Source organism: uncultured Algimonas sp., assembly GCF_947498175.1.
Lineage (GTDB): Bacteria > Pseudomonadota > Alphaproteobacteria > Caulobacterales > Maricaulaceae > Litorimonas.
Genome location: NZ_CANMJB010000001.1, coordinates 198,672 through 212,907, shown reverse-complemented (window position 1 = coordinate 212,907; position 14,236 = coordinate 198,672). Strand labels below are relative to the sequence as shown.

12 protein-coding genes are annotated in these 14,236 nt (G+C 66.7%); 7 read left to right on the top strand and 5 right to left on the bottom strand.

Annotation, left to right across the window (positions count from 1 at the left end):
• Window position 1 precedes the first annotated feature (1 nt).
• From Q0718_RS00990 to Q0718_RS00970, 5 genes are all read left to right on the top strand, one after another.
• The gene (locus Q0718_RS00990) at window positions 2–883 is read left to right on the top strand and encodes a DUF58 domain-containing protein (protein ID WP_298912117.1); all 882 of its coding nucleotides are present in this window, start codon (window positions 2–4) and stop codon (window positions 881–883) included.
• Window positions 880–3,516: a DUF4159 domain-containing protein gene (locus tag Q0718_RS00985; protein WP_298912114.1), complete on the top strand. Its 2,637-nt coding sequence runs from the start codon at window positions 880–882 to the stop codon at window positions 3,514–3,516. The genes Q0718_RS00990 and Q0718_RS00985 overlap by 4 nt, the downstream gene beginning before the upstream one ends.
• A complete protein-coding gene (locus Q0718_RS00980; RefSeq protein ID WP_298912111.1) occupies window positions 3,513–5,609 on the top strand; it encodes a hypothetical protein in 2,097 nt (698 codons plus the stop codon). The genes Q0718_RS00985 and Q0718_RS00980 overlap by 4 nt, the downstream gene beginning before the upstream one ends.
• Window positions 5,610–5,671: 62 nt before the next feature.
• Complete coding sequence (locus Q0718_RS00975; protein ID WP_298912108.1) at window positions 5,672–6,073, top strand: hypothetical protein; 402 nt, start codon at window positions 5,672–5,674, stop codon at window positions 6,071–6,073.
• Window positions 6,074–6,149: 76 nt separating this feature from the next.
• On the top strand, window positions 6,150–6,767 hold the full coding sequence (locus Q0718_RS00970) for a hypothetical protein (protein ID WP_298912105.1): 618 nt from the start codon (window positions 6,150–6,152) through the stop codon (window positions 6,765–6,767).
• 6 nt (window positions 6,768–6,773) lie between these two features.
• Here the strand turns inward: Q0718_RS00970 and queE are convergent, their stop codons facing one another.
• The 3 genes from queE to recQ all read right to left on the bottom strand — a co-directional run bounded on the left by queE (window position 6,774) and on the right by recQ (window position 10,086).
• The gene (gene queE, locus Q0718_RS00965; RefSeq protein ID WP_298912103.1) at window positions 6,774–7,403 is read right to left on the bottom strand and encodes a 7-carboxy-7-deazaguanine synthase; all 630 of its coding nucleotides are present in this window, start codon (window positions 7,401–7,403) and stop codon (window positions 6,774–6,776) included.
• On the bottom strand, window positions 7,400–8,104 hold the full coding sequence (gene queC, locus Q0718_RS00960; protein WP_298912099.1) for a 7-cyano-7-deazaguanine synthase QueC: 705 nt from the start codon (window positions 8,102–8,104) through the stop codon (window positions 7,400–7,402). Before queC ends, queE begins: the two co-directional genes overlap by 4 nt.
• A gap of 188 nt (window positions 8,105–8,292) precedes the next feature.
• Window positions 8,293–10,086: a DNA helicase RecQ gene (gene recQ, locus Q0718_RS00955; protein ID WP_298912097.1), complete on the bottom strand. Its 1,794-nt coding sequence runs from the start codon at window positions 10,084–10,086 to the stop codon at window positions 8,293–8,295.
• Between the two features lie 117 nt (window positions 10,087–10,203).
• On the opposite strand from recQ, the gene Q0718_RS00950 reads away from it, so the two are divergent.
• Both Q0718_RS00950 and Q0718_RS00945 read left to right on the top strand, forming a co-directional pair.
• Window positions 10,204–12,039 (top strand): ABC transporter transmembrane domain-containing protein, encoded by a 1,836-nt coding sequence (locus tag Q0718_RS00950; RefSeq protein ID WP_298912094.1) that lies wholly within the window; start codon window positions 10,204–10,206, stop codon window positions 12,037–12,039.
• A 58-nt stretch (window positions 12,040–12,097) separates the two neighbouring features.
• Window positions 12,098–13,288, top strand: coding sequence for an NAD(P)/FAD-dependent oxidoreductase (locus tag Q0718_RS00945; protein WP_298912091.1), 1,191 nt, complete (start codon window positions 12,098–12,100; stop codon window positions 13,286–13,288).
• Here the strand turns inward: Q0718_RS00945 and Q0718_RS00940 are convergent, their stop codons facing one another.
• Window positions 13,289–13,663: an iron-sulfur cluster assembly accessory protein gene (locus Q0718_RS00940; protein ID WP_298912088.1), complete on the bottom strand. Its 375-nt coding sequence runs from the start codon at window positions 13,661–13,663 to the stop codon at window positions 13,289–13,291.
• The gene (locus Q0718_RS00935; RefSeq protein ID WP_366523793.1) at window positions 13,660–14,010 is read right to left on the bottom strand and encodes an SUF system Fe-S cluster assembly protein; all 351 of its coding nucleotides are present in this window, start codon (window positions 14,008–14,010) and stop codon (window positions 13,660–13,662) included. Before Q0718_RS00935 ends, Q0718_RS00940 begins: the two co-directional genes overlap by 4 nt.
• Between the last annotated feature and the right edge of the window lie 226 nt (window positions 14,011–14,236).

The window sequence follows — 14,236 nt, the reverse complement described above, 5'->3', positions numbered from 1 at the left end:
CATGCCGGTCGCGACCTCCGCCCACGCACTCAGACAGGACGCCGACCGGCTGGCGTCGGGCTATCCGGCCCTGCTGGCCGAAGCCGACCGGGTGGCCGCGCTCGTCGCGGCCGGGGTGCATGGCCGCCGCCGCGCCGGACAGGGCGAAACCTTCTGGCAATACCGGCCCTATGATGTGTCCGACCCGGTCAACCGGATCGACTGGCGGCGTTCGGGACGCGGCGATTCGGTCTATGTGCGCGACAATGAATGGGAAGCCGCCAATTCGGTCTATATCTGGCGCGACGGCGGCCCGGGCATGGACTGGGCGTCCGCAAAGTCTCTGCCCACCAAGCGCGACCGCGCCAGCGTGCTGTGCCTCGCGCTGGCCTCGCTGCTCATGCGCGGCGGCGAACGCTGCGCCATTCTGGGCGAAAGCGAACGGCCCCGCGCCGGACGCGTCGGCTATGAGCGGCTGGCCGACCGGCTGGCCCGTTCGGACGGAGAGATGGACCATCTGAGCGCGCGTTTCCCCCGCCACGCCAAATTGCTCATCGCCAGCGATTTCCTCTCCCGACCGGAGGACTGGCCCGCGCGGCTCGCCGCGCTGGCCGCGCGGCCCGCTTCAGGCGTGATCCTGCACCTCATCGACCCCGCGGAGGAGAGTTTCCCCTTCAAGGGCCGCGTCGAATTCAGGACGCCCGGCGGCTGGCTGTCGCCTTATCTGCTGGGCCGGGCGGAGCGGGCGAAGGATGAATATCGCCGCAAGTTCGCCGCCCACTGCGCCCGCATCGACATGACGGCGCGCCAGCTTGGCTTCACGCTGGTCCGGCACCGCACCGACCAACCGCCCGGCCCGGCGCTGACCCTGCTCTATCAGGCTTTCGAAGGCACGCTGACGTGAGCGGCCTGACCCTGCTCGCCCCGCTCACCCTGATCGGCCTGCTGACCCTGCCGCTGGTCTGGTGGATCCTGAAGGTCAGCCCGCCTGCTCCGAAGCGCCGCCTCTTTCCGGCCCTGTCGATCCTGAAGGGTGTCGAGACGGACGAGGAGACGCCGAACGCGACGCCGCTCTGGGTCCTGCTCTACCGCCTGCTGATGGTCGCCCTGGCCGTTTTCGCGCTCAGCCTGCCGCTGCTGCAATCCGGTGCCGAGGATGATGGCCGCCCGCTGACCTTGGTCATCGACGACAGCGCCGCCGCCGCGCCGGTCTGGTCCGACATGATGGACGAGGCGAGACACCGCGTGCGGGACGCCCAGCGACGCAATCTGGACGTCGTGCTGATCACGGGAGAGACGGAACGGTTCGACGCCGTGCCGGCCGCCGAAGCCCTGCAACGGCTCCGAAGCGCCTCGCCGCGTCTCGATACCGCCCCGGCGACATTGCCGGATCTTCCGCCCGGCCGCGACACGGTCTTCTTGTCGTCGGGCGTCGGCTTCGGCGACGACGACGCGCTGCAAGACCGGCTGCAGGACGCGGGCGCGCTTGTCGTCATGCCCGACCCGGGGGCGACCGTCATCGTGCCGGGCGCAGTGCGCGAAACGGCGGACGGGTTCGAGACTGACTGGTTCAGCGCCCACGCCCCGCGCACCGCAGTCGTCGATGCGCTGAGCCCGAATGGCGACGTGCTGTCGTCGGAAACGTTGGGCTTCGCTCCGGGACGCAGTCTCGCCACCGCATCGATTTCCCTGCCCCCGCAGCTCCGGTCCCGCGTCACCCGCTTGCGCATCGCCGGAATGCGGGCGGGGGCGGCGACGAAGTTGCTGGACGACAGTTTCGGGCGCCCGCTCGTCGGCGTGCTCGCCCCGCCGTCGGGCACGTCCAGCCCGCTTCTGTCGGAGGACTTCTATGCCGAGCAGGCTCTGGGCCCGTTCGCGGACTTGTTCATCGGCGATCCGGAAACCGTCCTGTCGCTCAATCCGACCGTGCTGGTCATGCCGGACTCGATGAGTTCGGACGCCACCGAAATCATCGATTTCGTGGAAGCGGGCGGCATCCTGATCCGCTTCGCCGGGCCTCAGCTGGCCGAAGGCGACGATACGCTCTCCCCCGTGCCGCTGCGCCGCGGCGGCCGCTCGATCGGCGGTGCGCTGGCGTGGGAGACCCCGCAGGCGCTGGCCCCGTTCGCGTCCGAGTCGCCGTTTGCCGGATTGGCCGTCCCGGCGGACGTGACCGTGTCCCGGCAGGTCATGGCCAGCCCCGGCGCGGAAACGGACGCCGCGACCTGGGCAAGGCTGGAAGACGGCTCGCCCGTCGTGACGTCGGCCGCACGCGGCGAAGGGCGGATCGTGCTGTTCCATGTGACGGCCGGACCGGAATGGTCGAACCTCGCCATTTCAGGGCTCTACATCGACATGCTCAAGCGGATTCTCCCGCTCGCCAAGTCGCGCCGCCTCGCGCCGTCCGGCGACGGCGGGGCCTGGACGCTCGACCGGCTGCTCGGCCCCTTCGGCGAACTGCGCCCGCCGCCGCCGCAGCCCGTCACGGTCGCGGACGCGGACTGGGACACCGCGCAAGACGGCCTATCGCCCGGCTATTACCGGTCCGGCACGCGGCAGCGCGCGGTGCAGCCCGTCGCAAATCCGGAAGACATCGCACCCTTCGGCGTCCAGGGTTTGCGCGTCGAACGGATGGACGGCGCGGAGCCGCGCTCTCTCGCGGGGCTCCTGTTGGCCGCCGCGCTGGTGATGCTGGCGCTCGACATGCTCGTCTCCGCCCTCATGTCGGGACGGTGGCGTCCGGCGGGGGCCGTCGCCGCGGCGCTCGTGGCCGTGACGTTGGTTTCCGTGCCGACGGACGGGTTGGCGCAGGACCGTGTCCGCGACGCCGCGCTGGGCCTACATCTGGCCTATGTCGAAACCGGCGACGGACGCACGGACGACCTCAGCCGCATCGCCATGGAGTCGCTGTCGCGCGAACTCACCCGCCGCACCACGATCGAACCGGTCGGGGTGCACGGTGTCGCGCCCGACAGCGAAGGGCTCGTCATGTATCCCTTCCTCTACTGGCCCGTCCGTCTCGACACGCCGGCGCTGAGCGAAACCGAACGGGTGTCGATCAACAACTACATCGCCGCCGGCGGGACGCTGGTTCTCGACACGGCCGACGAGGCGGAGCGGTCCTTTCGCGGCGACGCGGCCCATCCGGGGCTGGCCCGCGTGACGGACGGGTTGAACATCGGGCGCCTGGCGCGCGTGCCGGACGATCACGTGCTGACCAAATCCTTCTACCTGTCCTTCGTCTTTCCCGGACGATGGGCGAACGGCCCGGTCTATGTCGAAGCGGACGGCGCGACGCAGGGCGGGCGCGACGGCGTGTCCGCCGTCATCATAGGGTCGAACGATTGGGCATCGGGCTGGGCGCTGGACGAGACCACCGGGCCGTTGGTCGATCTGTCCAACGATATTCCGCGCCAGCGCGAAATGGCGATCCGCTTCGGCGTCAACGTCGCCATGTACACCCTGTCCGGCAACTACAAGGCCGATCAGGTCCACGCCAAGGAGCTGATCGAACGGCTCGGAATGCAGAACCGGTGATCGAGAGCTGGCTTTCATCCATCGGGTTCGACCCGCTCCTGCCGTGGCTCTGGGTCGGCGTCTTCGTCGGCTTGGCGGCGCTGTCGGCTCTGACGGCGACGATCCTGCGTCTGCGGTCCGACTTCCAACGCCTGTTGGCCGCGCTTTTCCTCGGCCTGGCCCTGTCGGGTCCGCAATGGGTCGAGGAGGACCGGACGCCCTTGCCCGATACGGTCCTGATCCTGAAGGACGCGTCCGGCTCGATGGACCTCGGAACGCGCAGCACCGTCGCAGACGAGGCCGAAGCGGTCGTGCGGGACCGCCTGACGGCGACCGGAGCGGTGGATGTCGTCACCGTCGAGGTTCCGGCCGATCCGGAAGGCACCCGCCTCGCCCGGACGCTGAACGACGCGCTGGCGTCCGTCCCGACCGGTCGCCTGGGCGGGGTCATCGCTCTGACCGACGGACAGGTCCATGACGTGCCGGACGCGACCGCCGACATCATGCCCGACGGCGTGCCGGTCCACGCACTGGTCATCGGCGATCCGGACGCGCGCGACCGGCGCATCCGCGCGGTGACGGCGCCCAAATTCGGCGTGGTCGGCGAAATGGCCGATTTCGAATTGCGCGTCGACGATCCCGGCTTCGAAGGCGAGCGCGCGGAAATCGAAGTCCGGCTGAACGGCGAGCGCAAGGCGCGGTTCCCGATCACCATCGGCCAGACCCTGCCCATCCCGCTGGAGATCGAGCGGCGCGGGCGCAACATCGTCGAAATGAGCGTCATTCCGGCCGATGGCGGCGAACTGACGCTCAACAACAATCTCTTCATCGCGGAGATTTCGGGCATCCGCGATCAGATGCGTGTCCTGCTGATCACGGGCGAGCCGCACAATGGCGGTCGGTCCTGGCGCAATCTGCTGAAATCCGACCCGGCGATCGAACTCGTACAGTTCACCATCCTCACCCAACCCCGGGTCAAGAACACCAATGCGGCCGACCGCGAGCTGGCCCTGATCCGGTTTCCCCGCGATCAGCTGTTCGAGGAACGGCTGGACGATTTCGACCTCATCATCTTCGATCAGTACCAGCGGCGCAACGTGCCGCGCATGAACGGGCTCTTCGAGCCGACGATCCCGCCCCGCTATTTCTCCAACATCGCCCGCTATGTCGAAGACGGCGGCGCCTTGCTGCTCGCGACTGGGCCGGACTTCGCGTCCGGCGACAGCCTCTATCTGACGCCGTTGGCCGGCGTGCTGCCGACGCGCCCGTCGGGCGAAACGCTGGAAGACCAGTTCCGGCCGGAACTGAACGACAAGGGCCGGCTGCACCCGATCACCCGGTCGTTCGCGGGTCGCGAAGACCAGAACTGGGGCGGATGGTACCGCGCCATCGGCAACGATCCGCTCTCCGGCAACGTCCTGATGGAGGGCCAGGACGGCACGCCGCTCTTCGTCATCGACCGGGTCGGCGACGGCCGCGTCGCCATGCTGATGAGCGATCAGGCCTGGCTCTGGGCCAAGGGCCACGATGGCGGCGGGCCCTACCGCGAAATGTTCCGCCGCACGGCGCACTGGCTGCTCGGCGAACCCGATCTGGACGGCGAGACCCTGTCGGCGCGCGTGGAGAACGACCGGCTTCTGGTCGAACGGCGGACCCTGGACGAAGCGCCCGGCACGGCGGAGATCATCGCCCCGGACGGCAGCGCGAGCACCATCGCCATGACCGAAATCGAACCGGGCTACTATACCGGCACGCTGCCGACCAGCGGGCTGGGCGCGTACCGGCTGAGCCATGGCACCCTATCGACCGTGACCGCGGTCGGTATGCTCAACCCGGTCGAGTTTTCCGAACTCCTCCCGACGGCCGCCAAGCTGGCACCGCTGGCCAATGCCACGGGCGGCGCGGCCCGCATGATCGGACTGGACGCGCAGGCCGTCCCCGACATCCGCCGCGTCCGCTCCGGCGCGACGGCGGGATCCGGCTGGATCGGAGTCCGCGACAATGAGGCTTTCACGGTGACGCGGTCCCAGCGCCGCCCGCTGGCGCCGCCTCTCATCTTCTTCCTGGCCTTCTTCGCCGCCCTCGCCTGGGGCTGGATGCGCGAAGCGAAATAGTCCGGCGGATTAAGGCGAGGTTCAGCCCTCTACCCGTAAGGGTTGGAAAAAGAGGTTTTGCGATGCGCTTGATGATCACAACCGGCCTGGCGGCCATTCTCCTGTCTGGCTGCATCACGGCCGCGAAAACGGTGGTCGGCGTCGCGACCTTGCCGGTCAAAGCGACCTATCATGCCGGCAAGGCCGTCGGCAAAGGCGTCGTCGGGGTCGGCAAGCTGGCGGGCAGCGGAGCGAAGGCGACCGGCGAAGGCGTCTATTACGTCGGATCGATTCCGGTGCGCATCACGGACCGGGCCCTATCCGCAACGACCGACATGCTGGTCGTGACGACGCAACTGGTCGATGCGACGGGGCGGCTCATCGCGACCACACGCACCATTCAGGCAAGCCAGCTCGACGCCGAACTCCGCAGTCTCGAACAGGCGGAGAACGTCGTTTCGGTCTTCGTGGATGCCGCGACATAGGCGCGTGACAGCAGCCGATTTGTCGAAAACGTCCGAAAATGCTATATTGCCAGGGCCGAACAAGGAGTCCCTGACCATGATCCGCTTTACGTCCTACGCCGCTCTCGCCGCCCTTCTGCTCGCCCCGGCCATGGCCGACGCCGCGCCGCGCGGTTTCGACACGACGATCGACCAGCCTCTTTACGCTCCGGTGAAGATCGAAGTGGTCCTGTCCGACAGCCTCGTGCACCGGGCGAACAATCTGCCGACCGAACTGCGCAAGCGCGGCAATGCGCGCGGCCTGCGGTCGGGTTTCGCCAATAACGGCTTCTACGGCGAGAAGTCGCTGAGCCTGCTGGTGGAAGAGGTCCATGAGGAACTCTCCGAGGATTTCGCCAAGCACGGTATCGAAGTCAGCGACGATGCCGGACTGACCTTCCGCGTCACGCTCGAGGACGTGAAGAACAACCGCCCCACTTTCGAACAATTGTCGCGGCAGCCCGGTCTGAGCTTCGATAGTTTCGGCTTCGGCGGGGCGGAGCTGAGCGGCGAATTGCTGACGGCCGATGGCGGACAATTGGGTACCGTCAGCTATAGCTGGTTCGAGACCGGTGGCGGCCTGTCGTTCCAATTCGCGCAGGCCAACGGCATCTGGACCGACGCCCGCCGCGCCATTTCCCGTTTCGCGCGCAAGACGTCCGACGCCTTGTCGTAACCGCGTCTACGGCACGCCGATATATTTGTGCGACTGCACGCTCAGCCGCCATTGCGGATGGGCGAGACAGTATCGGAAGGCCGCGTCGGTGTTCGCCTGGCGCTGTGCGCTGTCGAGCGGTTGCAGGAAAAAATGCTCGAAACCGAGATGGGCGAAGTCCTCGGGCCGGTTTCCCGCTTGCGGATAGACCAGTTTCAATTCCTGCCCCGACGTTTGCACGACGGGCGCGTTCGACTTCGGGCTGACGCAGATCCAGTCGATGCCGTCGGGCGCTTTGATCGTGCCGTTCGTTTCCACGGCGATCTTGAAGCCGCGCCGTTTCAGCGCGCCGATCAGCGGCGCATCGAGCTGGAGCAGAGGCTCGCCGCCCGTGCAGACGACCCAGCGATCCGCCCGTCCGTCCGGCCAGGCCGCCAACACCGCGTCCCCCAGACCGTCCGCCTCGAAGCGCCCGCCGCCTGGACCGTCCAGGCCGACGAAATCCGTATCGCAGAAATCGCAGACCGCCGCCGCGCGGTCTTCTTCGCGTCCGCTCCACAGGTTGCATCCGGCGAAGCGCAGGAAGACCGCCACGCGCCCAGCCTGGGCGCCTTCGCCCTGAACGGTCAGATAGAGTTCCTTGACGGCGTAGCTCACGGCTGTGCGAACTCCGTCCACCCTTGGGCGCGCAACTCACACGCCGGACACGCGCCACAGCCATACCCCCACGCATGCAAGGCTCCGCGTTCGCCGACATAGCAGGTATGGCTGCCGGTCCGGATCAATTCGACCAGAGCGTCGCCGCCAAGCTCGCCCGCAAGCTGCCAGGCTTGGGCCTTAGAGCGGTGCATGAGCGGCGTGTGCAGGATGAAGTCGCGGTCCAAACCCATTGAAATCGCTTCCATCTGCTTATCCAGCGTATCCTTGCGGCAGTCGGGATATCCGGAGAAATCGGCTTCGCACATGCCGGCCACGAGGTCGGCGAAACCGCGACGCCAGCCAATGGCGGCCGCATAGGTCAGAAAGACGAGATTACGGCCCGGCACGAACGTGTTGGGCAGGCCGGACCCGAGCGTGTCGATCTCCCGCTCCCGCGTCAGCGCCGTGTCGCTGATGGCGCCGAAACCGGACAGGTCGACCAGATGGTCGTCGCCGAGACGATCCGCCCAACATGAAAAATCGGAGCGGATACGGCCCAGCAAATCGGCCCGGACCTGCATTTCGATGTCGTGACGCTGGCCGTAGTCGAAGCCGATCGTCTCGACATGGCCGAACCGCTCGAGCGCCCAGGCAAGAACGGTCGCGCTGTCCTGCCCTCCGGAGAAGAGGACACCGGCTGTCTTGGCGGCATCGGTCATGGCGGCCACTTAGGCGTCCCGGCCCCGCGTCTCAAGCGCTCCGGCGCACCATGTGCACCAGCGGGCGGACCACCCCGACATCAGCCCATCGGCGCAATCCTCGGTGCCATGTCGTCCCCGCCGGCAAAGGCGAGGGACGGATCGCCGTGGACGGTCGGGATGTCTCCCGACCCTAATTTATCGCCGCCCTAATTCATCGCCGCGAGGAAGGCTTCGCCGAACCGTTCGAATTTGGTTTCGCCCACCCCGGACACATCCAGCATCTGCGCCCGGCTCATGGGCCGTTTCTGAGCCATGTCGATCAGGGTCGCGTCCGAGAAGATGATATAGGCCGGTTTGCCGAGATCGCGCGCCATCTCGCGCCGCAGCCCCTTCAGACGGACCAGCAATTCCTGGTCGGCATCGTCCAGCAGTTCCGGCGCGGGCTTGCGCTTGCGCATCTTTTTCTTCGGGGCTTTGGGCTCCGTCATCAGGAAGTCGCCATTGCCCGACGCCAGGTCGCGGCCGGACGCGGTCGCGACCAACCGACCGTAACGCGACATATCCACCCGCAGATAGCCCGTCGCGATCGCTTGGCGCACAAGCGATTTGAAGAAAGCGTCGCCCCATCGCTCGCCGGTGCCGTGGCTGGGCAGCTGATCGTGACCGAACTGCCGGATCTTGTCCGTATCCGCACCGCGCGCGACCGCGATGACGTGGTTGGCGCCGAAGCGCTCGCCCGTTTCCAGAACCGCGTTGATGAGCGCCACGGCCGCACCGGTCGCATCGATCCGTTCGGGCGGGTTCTCGCAGACGTCGCATTGGCCGCAAGGCGGCAGATCTTCGCCGAAATAGGCCATCAGAACCTGACGTCGGCACGTCGAGGCCTCGCAATAGCCGAGCAGCGCATCGAGGCGCTTATGTTCGCGCAGCTGGTGCTCCGGGTCGGTGTCTTCCTGGGTGATGAACTGGCGGCGCATGCGGATATCGTCGAGACCGTAGAGCAGCACCGTGTCGGCCGGCTGGCCGTCGCGGCCGGCGCGGCCGATCTCCTGATAATAGGCTTCCGGGCTGCTCGGCAGATTGACGTGGAAGACGAAGCGGATGTCCGGCTTGTCGATCCCCATGCCGAACGCAATCGTCGCGACCATGACAATGCCCTCCTCGGCGATGAAGCGCTCCTGGTTCTCGAACCGCGCCTCCGGGCTCATGCCGGCGTGATAGGGCAAGGCGGTATAGCCTTCCGCGACCAGAGCCGCGGCATGTTCTTCCGTATTCTTGCGCGACAGGGCATAGACGATGCCGCTTTCGCCGCGCCGGTCCTTCATGAAATCAAGCAGTTGTTGCGTTCGGTTCGTCTTCGGCCGCACGGTCAGGGACAGGTTCGGCCGGTCGAAACCCTGCACGATCGTCTTGCCGCGTCCGCCGAACAGCTGATCGGCGATGTCGGCGCGCGTGCCTTCGTCCGCCGTGGCGGTGAACGCGGCGACGCGAGCTTGCGGAAAGCGCGATTTCAGCTCCGACAGCTGCGCATATTCAGGCCGGAAGGCCGGACCCCATTTGGAGACGCAATGCGCTTCGTCGACGACGAAGAGCGGCGGTTGCAGCTTGTGCATCGCGGCCAGCATCCGGTCCGTCATCAACCGTTCCGGCGAGAGGTAGAGCAAATCCGCTTCGCCCTTGGCCACGCGCCGCCATTCCTCGACATTGCGGCCGCGCTCCTGCCCAGAATGGATGCAGCTGACCGCCACGCCGTTCGCGCGCAAGGCCGCGGCCTGGTTGTCCATCAGCGCAACCAACGGACTGATGACGATGGCCGGACCGTCCAGCAGCAACGCCGGGACTTGGTAACAGAGCGACTTGCCCGCCCCCGTCGGCATGACGGCCAGCACGTTTTCGCCGGCCAGGACGGTGTCGATCACCTCTTCCTGGCCGGGCCGGAAAGCGTCGTGTCCGAAGACCGTTTTCAGCGCGTCGTATTTGTCGGCATGGGCTTGCGGCATCCCCTGTCAGTTGCGGCGCTTCGCCGTCCACTGCAAGAGCGGCCGCCATGCATTTTCAGCGCTTTCCACAGCCCCTCTTCCCCGCTAGTCGCGCACCCGATGACGGACCGTTCCGACATGTCTGATCCGTCCCGGTCCGCCGGGGCCGCCTTCACCGCGCAGGTCGAGCAGGAAAAAGGTCACCGCGCCCGATCGCGTTCGCTCCGGCCGCTCGCGAAGCTGTGGCCCTTCGTGCGGCGCTATCCGGGACGGATTGCCGGGTTCCTCGTCTTCCTCGTCCTGTCATCGGTGTTCACCCTGTCCTTGCCGGGCGTTCTGAAGGTCATCGTCGATTGCGGCTTCTCGGACGACGCCCCGCCCTATTGCGCGCAACTGCCCGTCGATCCGGCAGCCGGTGTGGACGGCTATTTCATGCTGGTGATCGGTTTCGCCGTATTGTTTTCGGCCTTCGGGGCGCTGCGCTTCTTCTTCGTGACGACGCTCGGCCAGAGGGTCGTCGCGGACCTGCGCCGCGCCGTGTTCGACCGGCTGACCCTGCTCAGTCCGCAATATTTCGAACGCATCCGCACCGGCGAAGTCCTGTCCCGCCTGACGACCGACACGACGTTGGTGGAAACCGTCGTCACCGGCTCCGTATCCTTTGCGCTGCGGTCGATCGCGACCATCGTCGGATCGGTCGCACTGATGTTCGTGGTCAGCTGGCAGCTCGGGCTGCTCGTCGTGGCCGTCGGCGGCGTGATCGTCGCCATCGTCGTCTTCGTCACCCCCGTCATCCGCCGCCTGTCCAGGGACGGGCAGGACCGGCTGGCGGAAGCGTCGGGCCGCGCAGGCGAAGCGATCTCTTCGATCCAGACGGTGCAGGCCTATACGCGCGAGCGTCTGGAACGCGAGCTGTTCGGCGCCGCCATCGAGCGCACCTACGATGTCCAGGCCAAACGGATCGGCGTGCAGAGCTGGCTGACCGCCGTGCTGTTCGCCATCGGCATGGCGGGCATTGCGGGGATCCTGTGGTACGGGGCGCGCCAAGTGCTGGCCGGAACGATGGACGGCGGCAGCATCGTCGCCTTCACCCTCTACGCCATTCTGGCCGTGTCCGCTCTGTCCTCGCTGACCGAGACCTGGACGAACCTGCTGCGCGCGGCGGGCGCATCCGAGCGGCTGATCGACATCCTGGACGAAACCCCGACGCTGACCGGCGCAACGCTTCCGTCCGAAAATGGAACCGTCGCCTTCGACCGGGTCGATTTCGCCTATCCGTCCCGTCCCGACGCGCCGGCCTTGCACAAAGTGACTTTCGATGTCGCGCCGGGCGAGACGGTTGCGCTGGTCGGCCCTAGCGGGGCAGGCAAGACGACCGTGTTCCAGTTGATCTTGCGTTTCTACGATACCCGATCGGGAACGGTGCAGGTCGGCGGCACCGATGTCAGACAGATCGATCCTGAAGGGCTGCGCAGTCGCATCAGCGTCGTGCAACAGGGCGCGCCGCTCTTTTCCGGCACAGCCTACGAAAACATCGCCTATGGGCGCGAGGGTGCGAGCCGCGACGAGGTCGTCGCCTCCGCGAAGGCCGCCTACGCCCATGACTTCATCACCGCCCTACCTGATGGGTACGAGACCGACATCGGCGAACGCGGCGCGACCCTGTCCGGCGGCCAGCGCCAGCGAATCGCCATCGCCCGCGCCGTGCTGCGCGACGCGCCGATCCTGCTTCTGGACGAGGCGACCTCGGCGCTGGACAGCGAAAGCGAACGCGCCGTGCAGCAGGCCTTCGAGACGCTACGCCGGGGCCGTACCACGCTCGTCATCGCCCACAGGCTGGCCACCGTTCTGACAGCCGACCGGATCGTCGTGCTGGACCAAGGCCGCGTGGTGGACACGGGCCCGCATGCTGAGCTGGTCGCGCGCGGTGGCCTTTATGCCCGGCTGGCGGAGCTGCAATTCGGGGCCGGGTAATGATCATGCCGTCCCCAGCATTCATTGCCGGGGACGCAAGAGGGTTCATGCCGCGCCTATGGCCCGCCTTTCGTCCCGCCCCATGACCGGACGGCTCGATATCGGCATCGCCGGCTGCGGGATCGGGGGGCTCGCACTTGCGATCCGGCTGTCCGATATTGGGCATAAGGTGAGCCTCTTCGACCGGTTTGACGCGCCGCAGCCGGTTGGCTCGGGCCTCGTGATCCAGCCCGTCGGCAAGGTCTGTCTCGACAGGCTGGGCCTGATGCGGGCCGCCATCCAACGCGGGCGTCCGATCCACCGGTTGCACGGGATCGAAAGCGCGTCGCGGCGAACCGTGCTGCGGGCCGATTACAGCCAGGTCGGCGGCGACGATTACGGGTTGGCGATCCATCGCGCCGATCTGTTCGACCTGCTGTTTTCCGCAGCGCGGCAACGGCCCTGCGACATCGTCCCCTCGGCCGAGATCGTCGCGACCGGGCTGACGGGGTCGGAACGAACGCTTTCGACCGTGGACGGACGCCGCTTCGGGTCGTTCGACCTCGTCGTCGATGCCTCCGGATCCCGATCGCCTCTGTCGCCAATCAAGACGAAGGCCCTGCCCTACGGCGCCCTTTGGAGCACGGTGCAATGGCCGGAGGATACGGCCTTGCCGACGGATCACCTATCGCAATGCTATCGCGGCGCCCATCACATGCTGGGTGTGCTGCCGCTCTCGGACGACGGACGCACGGCGATTTTCTGGAGCGAACCGACGGATCGGCTGAGCGAATGGTTTCAATGCGATCTCGATGACTGGAAACGCAAGGCGGTCGCTCTGTGGCCGGAATTTCGTCCCTTCGCCGAACAGATCACGACGCACGACCAGATGATTCCGGCGCGCTACCGCCACGGTACGCTGGCCAAGCCTTACGGTCTGCATATCGCCTATATCGGCGACGCCGCGCACCAGGCCAGCCCGCAACTGGGACAAGGGGCGAACATGGCGCTGCTGGATGCGATGGGCCTGGCCGATGCGCTGGAAGGGCGCGATTTGCCCGATGCGCTTGCGACCTATGCGAAACGTCGGAAAACTCACGTCCGGTTCTACCAGACGGTCTCGGACGTTTTCACGCCCCTCTACCAGTCCGGAAGTCCGGTCCCGCCGTTCCTGCGCAACAACGTCTTTCATCCCGCCAGCCAGGTCTGGCCCGCGACCCGGATGCTGACGAGGCTGATTTCGGGACGGCTGGTCCCGACGGGCGTCTGATCAGGCTTTGGCCGGAACGATGGTCACGCTTTCGCCGCATCCGCAGGCATCGGTCTGGTTCGGATTGCGGAACACGAACTTGCTGTGCAGCAAGGTCGTTTCGTGATCGACGACGCAGCCGAGAATGAACAGCACGGCCTTGGAGTCCACGACGATCTGGACGCCTTTGTCCTCGACGATTTCGTCGAACGTCTCCGGCTCGGACACATAGTCCATGACATATTCCATGCCGGCGCAGCCGCCATTGCTGACGCCGACGCGAAGATAGCCTTCGCCGCGTTCGGCCAGGATGTCGCGCACGGCTTCGGCGGCGGCTTCGGTCAGCGTTACGAGCTTCGGCCTGGGACGGCGGGTTTTCGTCATCGTGTCGGTCATAGCATGTTCAGCTCGAGCCGAGCCTCCTCGCTCATTCGGTCGGGGGTCCAGGGCGGATCGAAGGTCATCTCGACCTCGACGCGGCGCACGCCGTCCACCCGTGCGCACGCTTCCTGCACCCAGAGGGGCATCTCGCCCGCGACGGGGCAGCCCGGCGCAGTCAAGGTCATCGTAACCAGAAGGGTGCGGTCGTCTTCGAGCTCGACCTTGTAGATCAGGCCGAGCTCATAGATGTCGGTCGGGATTTCGGGATCGTAGACGGTCTTGAGCTCTTCGACGACATCGTGCGTGATGCGGGCGATTTCAGCGTCCGTCGGGGCTTCCACCGGGGCGCCGGACACATCCATGACGTCGCGCCCGGCCTTGTCATCGACAGGCGCAGGCGCGTCCATCTCGGGCACGTAGCCGGGAATCTGCGCATTGGCGAGCGCTTCCGCCTGGCGCTGTCTGTTCGTCAAATCGTCCATGTCACCATCCAATATAGGATATGTCGCTCTTGTTTGAAACTCGCTCTCGCTGTCGTGATCAGCGAGTTTCCTAAACGACCCCAATCGCGAACTTGATCCGGGAGCC

Excerpts from the sequence above, each read along its gene's own strand:
- Q0718_RS00990 (WP_298912117.1), top strand. The coding sequence starts at position 2 with ATGCCGGTCGCGACCTCCGCCCACGCACTCAGACAGGACGCCGACCGG.
- Q0718_RS00975 (WP_298912108.1), top strand. The coding sequence starts at position 5,672 with ATGCGCTTGATGATCACAACCGGCCTGGCGGCCATTCTCCTGTCTGGC.
- Q0718_RS00970 (WP_298912105.1), top strand. The coding sequence starts at position 6,150 with ATGATCCGCTTTACGTCCTACGCCGCTCTCGCCGCCCTTCTGCTCGCC.
- queC (WP_298912099.1), bottom strand. The coding sequence starts at position 8,104 with ATGACCGATGCCGCCAAGACAGCCGGTGTCCTCTTCTCCGGAGGGCAG.
- recQ (WP_298912097.1), bottom strand. The coding sequence starts at position 10,086 with ATGCCGCAAGCCCATGCCGACAAATACGACGCGCTGAAAACGGTCTTC.
- Q0718_RS00950 (WP_298912094.1), top strand. The coding sequence starts at position 10,204 with ATGTCTGATCCGTCCCGGTCCGCCGGGGCCGCCTTCACCGCGCAGGTC.
- Q0718_RS00945 (WP_298912091.1), top strand. The coding sequence starts at position 12,098 with ATGGCCCGCCTTTCGTCCCGCCCCATGACCGGACGGCTCGATATCGGC.
- Q0718_RS00940 (WP_298912088.1), bottom strand. The coding sequence starts at position 13,663 with ATGACCGACACGATGACGAAAACCCGCCGTCCCAGGCCGAAGCTCGTA.
- Q0718_RS00935 (WP_366523793.1), bottom strand. The coding sequence starts at position 14,010 with ATGGATGTGTCCGGCGCCCCGGTGGAAGCCCCGACGGACGCTGAAATC.